The sequence below is a fragment of the Moheibacter sediminis genome (assembly GCF_900176425.1).
Classification (GTDB): domain Bacteria; phylum Bacteroidota; class Bacteroidia; order Flavobacteriales; family Weeksellaceae; genus Moheibacter; species Moheibacter sediminis.
The window spans coordinates 17,220-35,002 of record NZ_FWXS01000002.1 but is presented as its reverse complement, the minus strand read 5'-3'; the positions used below and the strand labels follow the sequence as shown (position 1 = coordinate 35,002).

General features: G+C 33.4%; 17 protein-coding genes. 5 read left to right on the top strand and 12 right to left on the bottom strand.

All coding sequences use genetic code 11. The annotated features are described in order from the left end of the window. Nucleotides 1-23: 23 nt before the first annotated feature. Together B8977_RS03065 and B8977_RS03060 are read right to left on the bottom strand one after the other, a co-directional pair. On the bottom strand, nucleotides 24-692 hold the full coding sequence (locus tag B8977_RS03065; protein ID WP_084016049.1) for a DUF2461 domain-containing protein: 669 nt from the start codon (nucleotides 690-692) through the stop codon (nucleotides 24-26). 20 nt (nucleotides 693-712) lie between these two features. Next, nucleotides 713-1,486, bottom strand: a complete 774-nt coding sequence (locus B8977_RS03060) for an exodeoxyribonuclease III (protein ID WP_084016047.1) — start codon at nucleotides 1,484-1,486, stop codon at nucleotides 713-715. 247 nt (nucleotides 1,487-1,733) lie between these two features. Between B8977_RS03060 and B8977_RS03055 the strand changes: the two genes are divergently transcribed. Beyond that, nucleotides 1,734-2,324, top strand: coding sequence for an HPP family protein (locus B8977_RS03055; RefSeq protein ID WP_084016045.1), 591 nt, complete (start codon nucleotides 1,734-1,736; stop codon nucleotides 2,322-2,324). Between the two features lie 60 nt (nucleotides 2,325-2,384). Here the strand turns inward: B8977_RS03055 and B8977_RS14980 are convergent, their stop codons facing one another. Continuing rightward, nucleotides 2,385-2,555: a lmo0937 family membrane protein gene (locus tag B8977_RS14980; protein ID WP_143736293.1), complete on the bottom strand. Its 171-nt coding sequence runs from the start codon at nucleotides 2,553-2,555 to the stop codon at nucleotides 2,385-2,387. A 228-nt stretch (nucleotides 2,556-2,783) separates the two neighbouring features. On the opposite strand from B8977_RS14980, the gene B8977_RS03050 reads away from it, so the two are divergent. Together B8977_RS03050 and B8977_RS03045 are read left to right on the top strand one after the other, a co-directional pair. Then, nucleotides 2,784-3,278, top strand: a complete 495-nt coding sequence (locus B8977_RS03050; protein WP_084016043.1) for a TlpA family protein disulfide reductase — start codon at nucleotides 2,784-2,786, stop codon at nucleotides 3,276-3,278. Nucleotides 3,279-3,368: 90 nt separating this feature from the next. After that, nucleotides 3,369-3,941 carry a thioredoxin family protein gene (locus B8977_RS03045; RefSeq protein WP_245828443.1) on the top strand — a complete coding sequence of 191 codons (573 nt, stop codon included), beginning with the start codon at nucleotides 3,369-3,371 and terminating at the stop codon, nucleotides 3,939-3,941. Nucleotide 3,942: 1 nt separating this feature from the next. Here the strand turns inward: B8977_RS03045 and B8977_RS03040 are convergent, their stop codons facing one another. Together B8977_RS03040 and B8977_RS03035 are read right to left on the bottom strand one after the other, a co-directional pair. Then, on the bottom strand, nucleotides 3,943-4,782 hold the full coding sequence (locus B8977_RS03040) for a hypothetical protein (protein ID WP_084016039.1): 840 nt from the start codon (nucleotides 4,780-4,782) through the stop codon (nucleotides 3,943-3,945). Next, a complete protein-coding gene (locus tag B8977_RS03035; RefSeq protein WP_084016037.1) occupies nucleotides 4,779-5,576 on the bottom strand; it encodes a glycosyltransferase family 32 protein in 798 nt (265 codons plus the stop codon). Before B8977_RS03035 ends, B8977_RS03040 begins: the two co-directional genes overlap by 4 nt. A 96-nt stretch (nucleotides 5,577-5,672) precedes the next feature. Here B8977_RS03035 and B8977_RS03030 point away from each other — a divergent pair, with 96 nt between their 5' ends. Beyond that, nucleotides 5,673-6,500, top strand: a complete 828-nt coding sequence (locus B8977_RS03030; protein WP_084016035.1) for a glycosyltransferase family A protein — start codon at nucleotides 5,673-5,675, stop codon at nucleotides 6,498-6,500. Nucleotides 6,501-6,714: 214 nt separating this feature from the next. Here B8977_RS03030 and B8977_RS03025 read toward each other — a convergent pair whose 3' ends face one another. The 3 genes from B8977_RS03025 to B8977_RS03015 form a co-directional block, all read right to left on the bottom strand. Beyond that, complete coding sequence (locus B8977_RS03025) at nucleotides 6,715-9,582, bottom strand: type I restriction endonuclease subunit R (protein ID WP_084016033.1); 2,868 nt, start codon at nucleotides 9,580-9,582, stop codon at nucleotides 6,715-6,717. Between the two features lie 39 nt (nucleotides 9,583-9,621). Next, entirely contained in the window at nucleotides 9,622-10,590 is a 969-nt protein-coding gene (locus B8977_RS03020; protein WP_084016031.1) for a hypothetical protein, read from the bottom strand. Nucleotides 10,591-10,705: 115 nt separating this feature from the next. Then, nucleotides 10,706-11,629 carry a tyrosine-type recombinase/integrase gene (locus B8977_RS03015; RefSeq protein ID WP_084016029.1) on the bottom strand — a complete coding sequence of 308 codons (924 nt, stop codon included), beginning with the start codon at nucleotides 11,627-11,629 and terminating at the stop codon, nucleotides 10,706-10,708. Between the two features lie 127 nt (nucleotides 11,630-11,756). Here B8977_RS03015 and B8977_RS03010 point away from each other — a divergent pair, with 127 nt between their 5' ends. After that, nucleotides 11,757-12,899 carry a restriction endonuclease subunit S gene (locus B8977_RS03010; protein ID WP_084016027.1) on the top strand — a complete coding sequence of 381 codons (1,143 nt, stop codon included), beginning with the start codon at nucleotides 11,757-11,759 and terminating at the stop codon, nucleotides 12,897-12,899. Here the strand turns inward: B8977_RS03010 and B8977_RS03005 are convergent. The 4 genes from B8977_RS03005 to mobA form a co-directional block, all read right to left on the bottom strand. Then, the gene (locus tag B8977_RS03005) at nucleotides 12,892-14,103 is read right to left on the bottom strand and encodes a restriction endonuclease subunit S (RefSeq protein ID WP_084016025.1); all 1,212 of its coding nucleotides are present in this window, start codon (nucleotides 14,101-14,103) and stop codon (nucleotides 12,892-12,894) included. The genes B8977_RS03010 and B8977_RS03005 overlap by 8 nt on opposite strands. A gap of 47 nt (nucleotides 14,104-14,150) precedes the next feature. After that, on the bottom strand, nucleotides 14,151-15,707 hold the full coding sequence (locus tag B8977_RS03000; RefSeq protein ID WP_084016023.1) for a type I restriction-modification system subunit M: 1,557 nt from the start codon (nucleotides 15,705-15,707) through the stop codon (nucleotides 14,151-14,153). Between the two features lie 166 nt (nucleotides 15,708-15,873). Then, the gene (gene mobB, locus B8977_RS02995) at nucleotides 15,874-17,139 is read right to left on the bottom strand and encodes a conjugal transfer protein MobB (RefSeq protein WP_084016021.1); all 1,266 of its coding nucleotides are present in this window, start codon (nucleotides 17,137-17,139) and stop codon (nucleotides 15,874-15,876) included. Nucleotides 17,140-17,143: 4 nt separating this feature from the next. Continuing rightward, complete coding sequence (mobA, locus tag B8977_RS02990; protein WP_084016580.1) at nucleotides 17,144-17,578, bottom strand: conjugal transfer protein MobA; 435 nt, start codon at nucleotides 17,576-17,578, stop codon at nucleotides 17,144-17,146. Between the last annotated feature and the right edge of the window lie 205 nt (nucleotides 17,579-17,783).

Genomic DNA, 17,783 nt, shown 5'->3' with positions numbered 1-17,783 from the left:
AAGATGGAAGTTTGATGTTTTTATTATAGAATCGCTTCTTCGAAATAATGATTCAATGGTTGAATGATTTTATAATCTTTGATTAATTGTTTGATGAAATCATTTTCCAAAACGATTTCCGGATCGTAATTTTTGAAATAATAGAATGATTTATTGAGAATTAAATGTTGTTTTTCGATGATTTCGGAGAAAGGTTTATTGATGCGTTTATTTTTCTCGCCACGAATTTCTCCGAAATTTTGTTTGAATTTTTTATCTGAAATCAATTCTTGCAAACGTTCCGGTTCGTCATAAATTTTTTGACGGATTTGCTGCAAAAGTTCCGGCGAAGGTTGATAAGCACCGCTGTACAAACGAACGTGTTCGCCAGAAAGTTCAATGTACGCTCCAAAACTGTTCATGCTCTTGCGTCCGCCGGGAGCAATCAACGCTGAAACATGAATTTTATATGGAGATTTGTCCTGACTGAAACGGATGTCGCGATTGATGCGGAAAATGCATTCTTTCGCAGTTAATTCGCCAACAGCTAAACCTTCATTTTTAAAAGCTTCAATCAAATTTGTTACGAATTTCTCAAACGGAAATTTTACAAATTCTTCGTAGTGTTTTTTGTTTTCGTGAAACCAATCGCGATTGTTATTAGCAGGTAATTCTCGTAGGAATTGTAGGAATTCGGGGGTGAAGTAGTTCATATAATTTAAATTTATTAAAGTTAAACATCTAATTCCACCAAAACCGGGCAATGGTCGGAATGTTTGGCTTCGGGCAAAATGGCTGCTCTTTTCAATTTATTTTCCAATGGTTTGCTGACCATATTGTAGTCGATACGCCAGCCTTTGTTTTCGAGTCTTACACTTGGAAATCTTTGGCTCCACCAGCTGTAGTGGTGCGGTTCTTTGACGAAATAACGGAATGAATCGATCAAATCGCATTGTATGATATATTCGCTGAGCCATTCGCGTTCCATCGGCAAAAATCCCGAAACTTTCGCATTTCGAATCGGATCCCAAATGTCGATGGCTTCGTGACAGATATTATAATCACCACAAATTACCAAGTTTGGATGGGAAATTCTGAGTTCTTTGATGTAATTTAAAAAATCATGGCAAAATTGCATTTTAAAATCTAACCTATCCAGGTTGGTACCGCTTGGAAGATAAAGACTGATGATAGAAACATCTGCAAAATCTACACGCAAAACGCGTCCTTCGTTGTCAATGTAGTCGATACCGGTTCCGAATTGGACATGAAGTGGTTTTTCTTTGGTGAGAATTGCAACACCACTGTAACCCTTTTTCTGTGCGGAATGCCAATAGGAATTGTATCCCAAATCTGTCAAAATCTGCATTTCATTTGCGATTTGATTCTCGTTTGCTTTGATTTCTTGGAGGCAAAGTACGTCGGGCTGTGCCGCAGCAATCCATTCGTTGAGTCCTTTTTTCATGGCGGCTCGGATACCGTTGACGTTGTAGCTTATGATGTTCATTTGATATTATGTTTGGATGGGAACGAATTTAAGGGAAAACAAATGAAGTTACAAGTGTTTTACGAGTGGTTTTTGTTGTTAATTCTATTAATTACAACATATATTATAAGGTGAATAAATGTCGTTTTAACTAATGGGCACTATATCGTATAACACAGCGAATGTTGATTTAATTCATATCAGCCTTTAGGCATTTGGTTTATATTTACATCATTAAAAATTCTGAAAAAAAGCAGCACCCAAACCAGTGAAAAAAAGGATAAACCGAGGTTTACGGATTTCAAGATATGTGATTTATAAAGAAACGCTGGTTGACTATAAAGAGCATTTCTGGTCATTTCTAGGTGCGTTTATCGGCATTGCATTGATTGCTTTTTTTCAAAGCTTTATATTGACAAAAGAAGAAAATATATTTCTGATCGGTTCTTTCGGTGCTTCCAGTGTTTTGATTTATGGCGCGATACAAAGTCCGCTGGCTCAACCAAGAAATTTAATTTTGGGTAATGTGATTTCCGCAGCTATTGGAGTGTCAATTGCTAAAGTTTTGCCTGACATTATCTGGATAACTGCTCCGCTTGCCGTTTCGCTTTCAATCGTAAGTATGCAAATGATCAAAGCGCTTCATCCACCGGGTGGTGCCGCTGCACTGATTGCTGTAATTGGTTCTGAGAAAATTCAGGAATTGGGCTATTTGTATGTTTTCACTCCTGTATTGACTGGAACTTTGATTTTATTTTTTGTTGCTTTGATTTTCAACAACATTACCAAACATAGAAAATACCCAAATGACAGACGATTTGGGCATTCCATCAAAAGATTATTTTTCAAAAAAGCATAAAGAAATTGTGCCGGCATGAAACTTCCTACCAGCACAATTTTCAATTATTGTTTTTTAAAATCAGTCGAGCGGTCTTCTGCCTGAAATGATGTTGTAAAGAATAACTATAATTGCGATAACAAGTAGAATATGTATCAATCCACCGAGAGACATTGCAATCCCTTCTATGAAAAATCCTAATAACCAAACGATGATACATACTACTGCTACAAACCAAAGAATACTTCTCATAACATTTATTTTTAGAGTTAAAATTTATTTCACTTATTATGATTTTGATCAATTATGATTTTAATCATGTTGTCACTAAACAAATAAGATGCCATTTAATTTTTTTTACTAAAACGAATTTGATGTATTTACACGTGAATAATAATTTCATTGAATTATTAAGTTAAATTTTACTTAATTTAAACTTCATTAACAATTTACTCATTGATTTCCTATTAAATTTATAAAATGAAAAATTTATTGCTGACAAGTTTGTTTTTGGCTTTTTGGAGCTGCAATGCACAAGAATCAGAAAGTTATGTGCTCAAATCGGTAAATTATGAGGAACTAAAATCTATCATTCAAAAAGATGATGGGAAATTGTACGTCGTAAATTTCTGGGCGACCTGGTGTAAACCCTGTATAGAAGAGCTTCCACACTTTATGGAAGTAAATGAATTGTACAAATCTGACCCTAATTATAAGATGATTCTAGTTTCATTGGATAATGTAAAAGCGATGGACACGAAAGTGAAAAAATTCATTGAATCCAATCATCTGAATGTAGATGTATATCTTTTGGATGATAATAAAAAAATGAATGAATGGATACCTGCTACCGACAAAAGCTGGAGCGGCGCTATACCTGCCACTATTTTTTACAAAAATAAAAAGAAAGTTCATTTCCAGGAGTTACAAATGACTCAATATGAATTGGAAGACATCATTAATGAAAATTTATAAACTATGAATAAGATTTTAATCCTATTATTTGCCGGATTTGTTTTGACTTCGTGTCAATCCAAAACAGAAACCTCAACCGTTGAAATTGCAATGGCTGAGCCCAAAGAATCTACAGCTCACAATGGTTACCATATCGGGGATGTTGCAGCAGATTTCAAATTGAAGAATGTAAATGATAAGTTTGTTTCTTTGGCTGACTATAAAGACGCTAAAGGTTTTTTAGTAATTTTCACTTGTAACCATTGTCCTTATGCAATTGCTTATGAAGACAGAATCATTGCTTTGGATAAGAAATATTCAAAATTAGGTTATCCTGTCATCGCAATCAATCCAAATGACCCAACAGTTCAGCCTGAAGACAGCTTTGAAAACATGAAAAAACGTTCGAAAGAAAAAGGTTTTACTTTTCCCTATTTATTTGATGACGGACAAAAAGTTTATCCGTTATATGGTGCTACGAAAACACCTCATGTTTTCTTGCTGAACAAAGAAAATGGTAAAAACATTGTGAAATATATAGGTACGATTGACAATAATTATGAAGATGCAAGCGATGCAGATGAGCATTATGTGGAAGCTGCAGTAGATGCTTTATTAGCCAAAAAACCTATCCAGCAAACTACTACAGTTGCAATTGGATGTACGATAAAGGTGAAAAAATAAATCAGTTATAAAAGTCCTTGACTTTTTTATGACCAACATGCAGGATTACCTCCTCACCTATCCCCTCGTTTCCATCGCACACACACCATTGTTTTGGTAAAATATAAGGATATAGACCCGTTTTCCAAGCAGCTTTCCACATCACAAGTGAAGCCCGGGACGGGTCTTTTTTCATGATTTCCGAACAGGTTTGGTAGAATTCTACACCCCGGGAATCATCTTTCCATAAAGTCATAGGACTTTGATTGTAAGAATGTCCTAACCCGAGACTTTCATCATTGATGGTTTGGGTATCTTTTGAGAGAATCATATCTTGTCTCAATAGTTGTCTATCATTGTAAGGCACACAGAATCCAAATTTGATTGTCATGTAAATGAGCGAAACGATATCTGAAGAAACTACTCGCATATCAGAATCCAAAATGCATTTGAAATCAGCCTTTGAGTTTATAAGAGATTGAAATTTAAAATAATCTGCAGTTCTGTATCCGTATCGGGAATGTTCCGGATACATTACAGGTGAGTTTACTTTAATTAAATCAACATCTGGTATATTTATATCGAAATCAGAATAAACTGTATATTTTGCATTGGGAAAATACTTTTTTAGTGATGATAAAGTCGGGTCTAAACGCTGTGAGCCATTTAAATCACTTCCTCCTCCGTTTACTCTGTTTTCTCCAAATTCACTGAATAGAAATTCGATTGAAATTGAATTTAATATTTCCAATTGCTGCTCAGAAAAAGGATTATCTATAAATGAAAAATCTTTCTGTTTCTTTTTTTTAACCTCATTAATTCCCAACAAAACCGAAAGTGCGTTTTTGATCCTTGTCATCATAATCCTATTCTTTTCTTTAGTTTCTGTTTCATGTAGTTAAAAATATACCGAGTAGGTATCTTGTCTAGTACATCATCTATATTGAGGGCTTTATGATTGAGCACAACATTGGTTATTTTTTTCTTGGAGTTTTCTTCATTTAAAAGCATATTGAGAATCCCATACATATTTACCATTTGCTTATAATGATTTTCTTCGGCTGTCCAGCTATCATGCCAAGATCCGGAGAAATGATGAGTTACGTAATTGAGCGGCAAATCCAATGAAAAATAATTGGACGGATAAAGGCTGACGTTATGTTTTAATTTTTGAAAAGTATCCTTTTCAGCGTCTGCACCAAATTCTTCCACCAAAAGTTTAGAAAAAATATGAGTATTGGGAATTTCTTCAAATATAGTTTCATTATAATGAGCCAGCATTTTCTCTCCTAAAATGTGTCCTTTTTCAATTCCCCAGAATGCAGAATAAGGAAGATTTTTTATTTCAAAACCACAAATAGCAGATTCGTGAGTAAAGTCTGATAATGGGCCTTTCATTTCCATATCTGTATCTAAATAGAAACCTCCATGATTAAATAACGCATAAACTCTTGCCACATCTGCTACAAAAGCCCATTTCTTTTTGTTGTAGGCTTCACGGGCAAATTGGTTTAAATTGACATCAAAATTGGTTTCATTCCACTCAATAATCTCAAAGTCCGGATTAAATTTTTTCCAACTTTGAATGCAAAACTCTGCGATTGGAGGTTTAGGATTATTACCAAACCAGCAGTAATGAATTTTCTTAGGAATCATATGTTTAAAGATATAAAGCTTATAAGATGGTTAATAATCATAAGGTAAGATTTTTATGTGTAGTTTTGCAAAACTAAACTATACTACTAAAATTAAATGTTCAAATTTACTGTTTTTACACCTACTTATAATAGAAAATTCATTATTGAAAATTTATACGAAAGTTTACTCCGACAAAGTTATAAAGATTTTGAATGGTTAATTGTGGATGATGGATCTACAGATGATACTGAACTTCTCATCAATAAATTCATTTCCAATGAAAACTTGAATATAAGCTACCTAAAAAAGAAAAATGGAGGCAAGCATACAGCCATTAATCTGGGATTAGAAAAAGCAAAAGGAGAGTTATTTTTCATTGTTGACAGCGATGATATTTTAACAGATGATTCATTGGAGATACTTAATCAAAACAGCAATAGATTAAACGATGAAATAATTGGGTTGGTAGGCATGAAGGCTTTTAAAAAAACAGGAGAAAGCATGGTTCATACATTTAGCGAACCTAGTATAGTTGCTTCTTCTATCGAATTTACTTATAAGCTTGGGTACAACGAAGAAACAGCCATTTGTGTAAAAACTGAAATTGCTAAAAAATATAAATTTCCGGAAATCGAGAAAGAATTTTTTTGTCTGGAATCTCTTCTCTGGAATCGACTATCTCAGAATTATAAATTTTATTATTTCAATCAGATAATTTACAAAGGAGATTATTTACAAGATGGGCTGACTAGCAACTACAAACAAAATCTTTTTAATTCGTATAATACTTCAGCTATTTACTACAGAGAATTACTTTCTCATGAAATTATACCCAACGATGTAAAAAATCATGCCGTCAAAAGTATCATTTCCTTATCTAGACAAAGTAAAAACCGTGTTTTTTTTATTTTAAAGTTTTCAGGGAAAAGCCTTATCGTTTGAATACTAAGCTTTTATAGAGATAATCAAAGAAGTCAGGTAACGATTTGGTAACGGTGCTTATTGCTTTGCTTTTCAACCTGTTTCCGTTAGCTCAAAGCAAATATACAAAAAAATGGAAAGGATAGGTTTTAGATTTCCTATCCTTAATTTTCTTATGATTCTTAGATATTTCTGATTTTTGTAAAATGATTACTTAAATGAGAGAATTGAAACATCAATTTCCTGATACCCCATTTACAAAAGTCTCAACAAAATCTAAGATTTTATTCAAGATTCGGTCACCGATTTCTTTAGATTTCAATACACTGGGTCTTCCTTCTTCTCTAAGTGCTAAAATTTCTTTTCGCAAAGGTTCACGTTCAGTAAAAAGATAGTTTTCTATTAATTTTTCTGTCTTTTCTTCAGACAGATTTTCAGATCTTACTAACTCTTGAAGGGCATTTTCTTGTTCTTCATTCCAGAATTTTTCAAATTCTTCGGGAATAGTATCTGTATCTTCAATATTTGGCAGGCTTTCTTGAATAAATTTCTCTATTAATTCTCTTTTACTTCTTAATGAAACTTCCGTATTCAATAAGTTGGCAATTTCTTTTTCAATACTTTCTTTGTCTTTCGCACTGTGTTTTGACTTGAATTTAATCAACAACTGAATAATATATGTAACATTGATAGTATCACGTCTTATCAATTCTAATTCAAAATCTATATCATTCAAAATAGATGTTTTTTCGGGTGAAGGATCAGACCCAAGTCTATCTTTTAAATCTAAATATTTACTAGTATAATCTGCAAAAAGCTGTTCTTCAATATCTAAATCATCCCACGTGAACTCTGAATAATGACTCATCTTCTTATGCAAACGTATCAAAGCACGAAAAGCTAAGATAAACTGTAATTTATCTTCTTCGGTATATAAACTGTCAACAGCGTCTACCTTTGGAACGATTTCTAATAACTTTTGAGTTGTCTCATTGAATTTTTCGACATATGTTTCATAAGGTTCAACTATAATTTCATCAATCGCCTCCTTGTTACTAAACAAAGCAATAGCTTCATCTGTTTTATCTTTGAGATTTCTAAAGCATACAATATTTCCTTGTGTTTTATTCTTATCTAAAATACGATTTGTACGGCTAAAAGCTTGTATAAGCCCGTGGTATTGGAGATTCTTATCAACATATAAGGTGTTTAGATACTTGCTATCAAATCCTGTCAAAAACATATTAGCTACCAATAGAATATCCGTTTCATTCTGCTTGGATTTTTTAGCTACAGCATTGTAATAATTGTAAAAACTTTCGGTGTCTTTAATATTTTGTTTCTCCCCAAATAAATCATTGAAGTCTTGTACATAATTTTCCAGTAGTTCTCTACGATGAGGTCTATATCCGTATTCGGCTTGAGGCTCGGCAACCATTCCTAATTGCGAATAAGTGGAATCTTCCATTTCCTCCTCGTTTTGAGCAAAACTGAAGATTGTTGCTATTTTAAGATTATGCTCACCATTTAATTTTTTACGTTTAAAAATTTCATAATACTTAATAACAGCATCAATATCCTGTACGCACATCATTGCACAAAACTTCTTGGATTGTGTTTTTTGATCGTGGTATTGTATAATGTAATCTACGATCGCTTCTTTTCGTTCAGGAGCCTCAAATACTTCCGTTTCGTTGATTTGTTCTATTTTCAAATCAATGATATGTTCTTTTTTCTTGAACGTTTGAATGTATTCTATTGAAAATTTCAATACATTTTCATCTCTTATCGCATCGGTTATCACATATTTATGCAAGCATTTGCCAAACAAACTTGCTGTGGTTTTTTCTCCATTTGCATTCTCAGCTAAAATTGGAGTACCTGTAAAACCAAATAATTGAATATTAGAGAAGTAATTTACAATGTTTTTATGCGTATCGCCAAACTGAGAACGGTGACATTCATCAAAAATAAAGACCATTCGTTCGTTTTGAATGGATTTCATTTTCACTAAATTCCTGCCCGAAATAGCATTGTTCAGCTTTTGAATGGTCGTAACAATAATGCTAACATTCGGGTCATTGAATTTCCGTATTAAATCGTCTGTATTGGTTGCAGAACTGACAGAACCTTTGTTAAATTTGTCGTATTCCTGATTGGTTTGATAATCCAGATCCTTTCTGTCAACTACAAATACTACCTTTTTGATTGCCGGAATTTTAGATAAAATCTGACTTGCTTTAAAGCTCGTCAACGTTTTACCACTTCCAGTGGTATGCCAGATATATCCGTTTTTTTCAATGTTGTAACCGTTCAAAATTTCATTTTCCGTTACCTTTTTGATAATGCTTTCTACTGCATAGTACTGATACGGACGAAGTACCATTAGGCGTTTGTCTGTTTCATTCAGCACAATATATTTGCATATCATTTTACTGATGTGGCAGGGTTCTAAAAAAGCATCTGTGAAACCATTCAGAATATTGTTGAGCGGATTATTTTGTTCGTCTGTCCAATGGAAAGTTTGAAGATATTCCTGTTTATGTGTTCCAAAATTGCTAAAATATTTGGTATTGACACCATTACTAATAATGAATAACTGTACAAAATGGAACAAACCTTTTCCTGCACCAAAACTATGTTTTTGATAACGGTTAATTTGGTTGAAGGCTTCCTTCATTTCCAAACCTCTTCGCTTTAGCTCTATTTGTATAAGAGGTAATCCGTTAATCAATAAAGTAACATCATAGCGATTTTGATATTTTCCTTCCTGTGTTATCTGATTGGTAACCTGATATTCATTCTGACACCAATGTTCTACATTAAGAAATTCAAAATATAGATTATCTCCATTATCTCGGATGATATGATGTTTCTGTTCCCGTAATATTTTAGCCTTCTCAAATACAGAACCTTTATTGACAATGTTTAATACTTTTTCAAATTCACTCTCGCTGAATTTTATATGGTTGTGCTTTTCTAATTGCGTTTTTAGGTTTGCCAATAAAGATTTCTCATCAGCAATGGTGATATATTTATAACCCAATTTTTGTAATTGGTTAACGAGTTGTTCTTCTAAAATTTGTTCAGACTGTTTGCTCAAAATAATTATCAGGTATAAAGTAGTTAATAGGAATGTTTGTTATGCTTCGCTGGTAGGGATGTATTTTTCGTTACAGTAGGTTTCAACTTCTGTGTCGTTAATAAAATAACTGTCACAGAATTCATCAAGTTCTTTCTCTGCTCCTGAAATATATTTTTCATTTGCAGTCATTAACTTTTCAGTTTGTTCGATGAACTTTTCAAACTCTTTGTTCATTTTACAAAGTTTGTCAATAGTCTTAAAATCCAAATCTCTGAATACGGCTGGGAATAGTATCTTGCTTTGATATGGATTGGCGTTAAGCTCTATAATTCCAATTCCAAAAGATTGATTAAGCCTAGCCATTTCTTCATTCAAACTATCACTAAATTCAAATGCCACTAAATAGCCATAGTTTGCCCAGCTTGAATTTGAAACTGCCTGAAAAAAAGCTTTTTTCAACTCACTATCACTATTAATTTCTCTTTTTAATTCATAAGAACTCAATTTGAATGTGTCCACACGATTAATTGACTTTAAAAAATTCTGACTGGCTTTAGTCTGTAAATGCAAAAATTTGATTCCAACCATATCAGGATGTGTCCAGATTTGATTATTATCTTTACCATTAGACTGTTCGTGAAAAATTGTCTTAGAATAAGTATCTGTATTTTTTAGATAACTACTCAGGAGCTTGTGTAAATCTCGTTCTTCGTAAACTTTGGGCTTTTTAAGTTTGACAACTGGATTTTTTTGCATTTCAATATCGCCACTCAAAATATCAATACCAATATTTTGCTCGTTTTTTGTCAGGTAATAAGAATATGTCCCATTTGTCTGCTTAAGACGCTTTACCCTTGTATCGCCATTACGAATATAATCTCCTAACTGAGCTGAAACGGTAGAAGCTGGTGTTTTACCTGCAAATTCATAATATTTGTTTTCAAGAATGTGATTGCAGATTTCAATTGAATTTGCTAATGTGTTCAAATCCTCTAAACTTTTTAAAATAGCCTCTTTTATGGTCATTATCTATACAATGTGATTATATGGCTAAAATAATAAAAATAAGCCCAAATAAATTTACTTTTCAGAATTGCATAAAATTATTTGGGCTTGAAAATTTAAAAGTTATAAATCATAACTACCTCAATGCTTTAAACATCTGTTCAATTGCTTTCTTCTTTTGCTCCATATTGGGATGAACATATAAGTTTAAGGTTGTACTTATATTAGAGTGTCCTAATAATACACTTACCGTTTTGTAATCACAATTACTTTCAATACATCTGGTAGCGAAACTATGTCTTAACCCGTGAAATTTAAGATCTGGCATTTTCAACTCTTTCATTAGATTTTTGTAATAGCTACGATAAGTTCTGGGTTCTGTCGGTTTGGCATCATTTGTTAAAACAAAGAATGAAGGATTTACTATTTTTTTAAACGGTTTCAATATCTTCAACAAATCTTTGCTAATTGGGATCTCACGGATAGAATTCTTAGTTTTAGGAGTGTCAAGAATAAGTTCCGTTTTTCTGGTTCCTTCTTCTATCACATATATACGTTGAATCGTCTGATTAACACTAATAACTCCATTATCTGTATCAACATCTTCCCAAGTTAATGCACATACTTCCCCAATACGTATACCAGCACTCAAACAAATATAAACCCCTAAATTGCGGAATGTAAAATGCTCCTGAATATAATTCATAATTTTTTTCTGATCATTTCTGGTAAGAACTTCGATATTGTGCTTTTCTCTTTCAGTTGGGAACTGAATATCGAAAGGGGTATAATCCAACCATTTATTTTTCGCACCAAATTTGAGAATCATTTTCAGGACAATTAAAATATCCTTAATGGTTTTATGACTTAAACCGGTTTCCAGTTTTTGGAATACAAAGCTTTGCACATCGGCTTCTTCAATTGCACATTTATCACCGAAAACAGGTATTAGATGGTTTTCAATTAAGAGCGTGTAAGCTGAGAAACTCGATTTTTTTACGTACTGCTTTTTGTCTATTTTCCACAGACCAATGACTTCTGAAATTTGTTTTTTGTTCATTTTATTGAATTAAAGTTTTAAAATGACAAAGGAAGCAGAAAGTAATTAAATGAGTTAGTGTTTGAATTGGAGGTCAAATGTTTCTCAAATCTTCTGAATAAGAGATATAAAATCCTATGTTCCAAATTTGAGATTCCCAGGATTTATTGAAGAATGGCAAACGAAGAAATTGGGAGAGATTATAGACTTCAAAGTAACCAATTCCTTTTCGCGTGAGAATTTGAATTATGAATCTGGAGCTGTAAAGAATATCCATTACGGCGATATCCATACTAAATTTCAAACCTTATTTAATATTACTAATGAAATAGTACCTTTTATAAATGAGGAAATAAATTTACAAAGAATTTCAGATGAAAATTATTGCAGAGAAGGAGACATTATATTTGCAGATGCTTCCGAAGATCTGAATGATGTGGGTAAAAGTATTGAAGTTGTAAATGTTAACGGTGAAAAATTACTATCAGGGTTACATACTTTATTGGCGAGACCAAAAGAAAATATTTTCCATTTGGGCTTTAATGGATATTTATTCAAATCCAATCAAGTTAGAACACAAATTCAAAAAGAGTCTCAAGGCTCAAAGGTTTTAAGTATCAATGTTGGACGAATTTCAAAAATTGAATTATCGTTTCCTGATCTAAAAGAACAAGAAAGAATAACCGCTTTATTAAGTTTGTTGGATGATCGTATCTACACCCAAAACAAAATAATTGAACAATTAAAAACCTTAATTAAAGGGCTTTGTCAAAAACTAATTCTAAAGCAAGTACCAAATAGAAAATTAAGTGATTGTGTTTCTTGTTATTCATCATCATTAACAGAATCGAATGTAATTGATAAAAATGGAGTTTATCCAGTTTATGGAGCCTCGGGTATTATTGCGTTTACGGAAAATTACCAAATTAATAAAGATGCAGTTTTAATAATCAAAGATGGCTCTGGAGTTGGAAAGGTGCAATTTGGATCGGATAAATTTTCGGTTATTGGTACTCTAAACTATTTAACTGCAAAGTCAGAAATTAATTTAAGATATATTTTCTTCTGTTTGAAATTTTTCAACTTTGAAAAATACAAAGTTGGTTCTGGAATTCCACACATTTATTTCAAAGACTACGGAGAATCTACTATTTTCTGTCCTTCTTCGGAAAAACAAGATAAAATAGAAAAATTGTTGTCAACTATTGACGAAAAAATAAATATTGGAAAAAAATCACTGCAAAAATATGAGATACAGAAAAAGTATCTGCTACAAAACCTATTTATATAAATAGGTTTTGTAGCAGATATTTCTTTTGAGATTGATATTTATCCAAAATATTTTTCTCCGCCTGAATCTTGGCATCAATAGAAGAAAGAAATTGAGAAATTTTGTTTTGTTCCGAGAGAGTGGGAAATAGTAATTTAAGCTTTGATAACTTGTTATAATACATATATGTTCTCGACCCGCCTTGCTTTTGTAATAATGCATAGTTTTTAAACGCTTGTCCCTCATTTAAATAGGTTTTTAAAAAGTAATCGTTTACACCACTAGTTGTAAAAACAGGGTATAAAGTGCTTACGATTCCTTTATCACAAATAGTGTTTATATTAAATTTAAAAGTTACATCATCGCTCATATGTCTGTAAGTAAAATAACCACGAGGAACGATGTTGTATCCTCTATTATCTTTGCTTGCTACTTCATTTCCATCAAAGTAATCTTTCTGGAAATATATACCTGTTCTAGCAGAAGTTAGGATAGGATACTGATTATTTATCGTTGTGGTTTTATCAAATTTCACTAAAACATCATACAAGCCTTGTACTTCCCATTCCTCATTGAACTCATTGAATCTAATTTTCTGAGAAAATATCTTTTCACTTAGCCCTTTAATTAAGGTTTTTAATTGTTCAATTATTTTGTTTTGGGTGTGGATTCTTTCGTCAAGTAAAACCAAAAATGAAGAAATTCTATCTTGTTCATTGAGTTTTGGTAAACTTAAAGTAAGGGAAGCTAATTGACTCGAATATAAATGTACTACGGAAATGCCCTGTGCTAAATTTGCTATTTCCATTTTCTTTTTACTGTTTAGATAATAGGATAAAAAAACTCCATTATTCGCTGTTTTGATGATGTTTAAATCACCTCCTAATGCAATGCCTGACTTCAAAACACAGGAAGCTGTTGCAATATCGATTGTTGTTTCTCCAGACGCAGGAATGATAACATCATTCTCTTCACTTAAAACTAAAGTAGATGTATTTACATTAGTCTTGGATTTTATTTCGTTAATGACTTCTGTGTAATGTGTATAAAGTTCTCCATATCTTATACATTCGGTAATTCCATTTTCTTCGATATCACTTTTAGAAATTCCTTTTCCTTTTGAAAATGTTGCAATCTCTCCCAATTTCTTCGTTTGCCATTCTTCAATAAATCCTGGGAATCTCAAATTTGGAACGTTACCTACTTTTAATTTTTTATTTGTCATCTCGATGATTTAATTTTCGTTAGCAAAAACATTAAGGATATAAAAAACTAAAATACAAGCCCTAATTCCTTGAAATAGACATCTATTTCTTTATCCAATTCAGCTCGTTTGGTTTCCAAAAATTTGATTTCCTGCATTACTGCTTGGATATCGATTTCTTCCTCTTCCTCAAAAGTGTCGACATATCTTGGAATATTCAGGTTATAGTCATTTTCAGCAACCTCTTCTAAAGTAGCCAAATGACTGTATTTATCAATGACTGTTCTGTTACGATAGGTTTCTACAATTTTATCAATGTGATTTTCTCGCAATATATTTTGATTTTTTACTTTTTCAAATTCCTTACTTGCATCGATAAATAAAATATGGTTTGGGTCTTCCTTACATTTTTTAAACACTAAAATACAAGTCGGGATACCTGTACCGTAAAAAATATTGGCAGGTAAACCAATTACAGCATCTAAATAATTTTTCTGTTCGATAAGATATTTTCGAATATGTAATTCTGCCGAACCTCTAAACAATACACCGTGTGGCAGAACAATAGCCATTGTACCGTTCTCTGCAAGATGGTGTATCATATGCTGGACAAAGGCAAAATCTGCTTTGCTTGCTGGAGCCAATTTGCCGTATTGACTAAATCGCTCGTTACTAAGATGTAAAGGATTGGCACTCCAGTTGGCTGAAAATGGTGGATTCGCTACAATAGCTTCTGCTAACAACCCTTCGTGTTGTGGATGTTCTAAAGTATCTTCCTGCTTAATGTCAAATTTTAGATAATGCACTCCGTGAAGTATCATATTCATTCGGGCAAGATTGTAAGTTGTACGGTTCATTTCTTGACCGTAGAAATTATTGACATCTTTTACTTCTCTTGCAACCCGCAATAACAAAGAGCCTGAACCACAAGTTGGGTCATACACAGACTTAAGTCTATTCTTGCCTGTAGTAACAATTTTTGCCAGAATTTTAGAGACTTCTTGAGGTGTATAAAATTCTCCAGCTTTTTTTCCTGCACCACTGGCAAACTGACCTATCAAATATTCGTAAGCATCACCTAATACATCGAGTTCTGTATCATTCAATTTGAAATCAATTTCGTCTAAATGCACCAACACTTTTACAATAATAGCATTTCGGGCATCTGCTGTTCTTCCTAAATTATTACTATTTAAATCCATATCAGAAAACAGGTCTTCAAAGTCTTCTTCACTTTGTGTTCCCATTGTACTTAACTGAATATTGGTCAATATCTTCTGTAAATCTTCAAGAATAAAATTGTTGCTCCCGCTATTTCCTCGTTTAGCGATTTCACTAAACAATTCAGATGGTTTTAAAAAGTACCCTAAGGTTTCAAGAGATTCTTCTCTAATAGCTTCAATATATTCTAAGCCTTTTGCTGTATTTTCATCAATATTTCTGAATTGGATTTTATCTTCTTCCAATATGGAATTGGCATAAATTTCCATTTTTTCAGCTAAATATTTATAAAAAATAAATCCCAAAATATAATCTCGGAATTCATCAGCATTCATTTTCCCACGTAATGTATTGGCTATATTCCAGAGTTGTTGCTCTAAGATTTTCTTCTGTTCTTCTGACATTGAAATAAACGTTATTTGATTAGGGATTTATTACCCCTTAAGAATCGACTAAAATACTAAACTTTTAACTTCTAAACGTTATAGCTAACTACAAAATGATCATTTTTATAGTATTGATTTAACTTAATAAAATTAATAATCGGCTTTATGTAATTGAGAACGTCTATTACAATCTTCTCCCTTTCTTCTTTTTCTTCTTCATTTGGTTGGCAAACTGCTCTTCTTCGTAGTCCTCGCTTTGTGTATCGAGTAACAGATTAAATAATCCTATATTGGTATTAGGTGAATGTTTTTGCGAAATAAACTCGAAAAGGTCTTTTGTCGGTTGGTGGTCTATTACGTTCATAGTGGGAGCAGGGTTATCCTGTATCTTTAATTCGGGTTTGTTTCCGTTGTTCCACCAATCATTGAACACATTTGCTGATAAGTTTCGATCTAAAGTTGAAGCGTTCCAAACGCTACGGCTTTCGTGGTCGATGAACGTGATGCCGTAAATCCGTCCGCTATCGTTCCTGCGGACAACGGTATTGATGCCCTGCTCGGTCAGTTGCTTTCTAAAATCCGTTTCATTGCTTGTCGTGTGCATAGCCAATTCAACGGTATTCTTTAAAACTGACCTTGTAGGGTTAACTTTCATTTTTTCTTTGGACTGTTCAATGTGTTTTTGCAGTTGTGCCACGCCTGCATCTTTGCCGAAAAGCGATGCTTTGAAAGGGTTGCTTACTTTGTTTCCGTTTTCATCCAATGCTACATATACCAAACCATTTACGGTCTGTCCGTTCCGCTCGCCTTTGACTTCCTCTACTGTGATGTTGAATAGAGAAAGTAACGCATTATAGCTTCCCATCGTAGAAAAGCTGTAGTACTTAGGCAAGTGTCGCACTACCGTAGCAATTTGGCTCTTTATATTTCCATTTTTATGATTTACAGGCTTAAAAATCTTATCGGTTTGTTTCTGTTCCTGTTCGGTTGCTTTGTTCAGGTTATACTTCGTTTCCAAGTCCCGACAGATTGCCATTGAGCGTGGGTGGTCGTAATCATCGGGGATTTTCTTTCCGTCAATGCCCACGCAGGTCGAAACGATATGAATGTGCGTTCTATCAATATCCGTATGTTTGAAAACTATGTAAGGTTGATTGCCGTAGCCCATACGCTCCATATACTCCTGTGCCATTTCGGTAAACTGCTCATCGCTGACCTTATCCGAAGGATCTGGGTTCAGCGATATATGCCGAACCGTCTTTTCCGTTTTAATATTTGCCGATAGATACGGTTCAAAGCATTTATTAAAATAAGCTACAGAATACCTGCCGTCCACTGTGTCGGGTATCTTATTCAGCAACTGAACCGTTCCGTTTTCCTTTTCCACTTTCTGCTGATTGTACAAAATAGCTGCGTACATATTGCTTCCCTTTCCGATTTTTGCAATCATAACTTCACTCTTTATTTAGATATTTCTTTTCAAATTCTGTGGTTAGGTTAACAACTTTTAGCAATAGTTCTTTCATTTCTGCTGTCTGTTTTTCCAATTTGTAGAGGTATGCAGATGCTTTTTTATCCGAAAAATTAGCGTTTAACAGCTTTACAATCTGATTGTAATTGGTAGCTATTCCCCGAAACTGTCCGAAAAATTTGGTCAAACCTGCGTGGTATGCTACTGCATCCATATCAATTTTTACGGTCTTTACCGTCTTTTGAAAGATGCAGGCTGTAATAAAATGTGCCGTTACTTTCATTCCCGAGTGGTCAAAGAGGGCAAGGAACCTGGCGTTATCTTCATCATTCAGGTTAATGGAATACCGATTGACCGCAGGGTCAATCTTCGGTTTTCTTCCTGTCTTTTTAACCTGTTTTCTGTTATTCTCTTCCATAATAAATCCATTTTTAATTTTTAATAAACGTGCGACTTCGGAGCCGTTTCCAGCCCCCTGCAAGGGCAAGTGCTTTTGAGGTGCCGAAATTCATTTCGAGGACCTCAAGAGATAACTTGCTCTGAACAAGGGTTCAGAAAAATCCGTTTTGCAAACGGATTGGAGTTAGAGGGGAAAACCCATAGCTTCCATTACAAATTTCGGT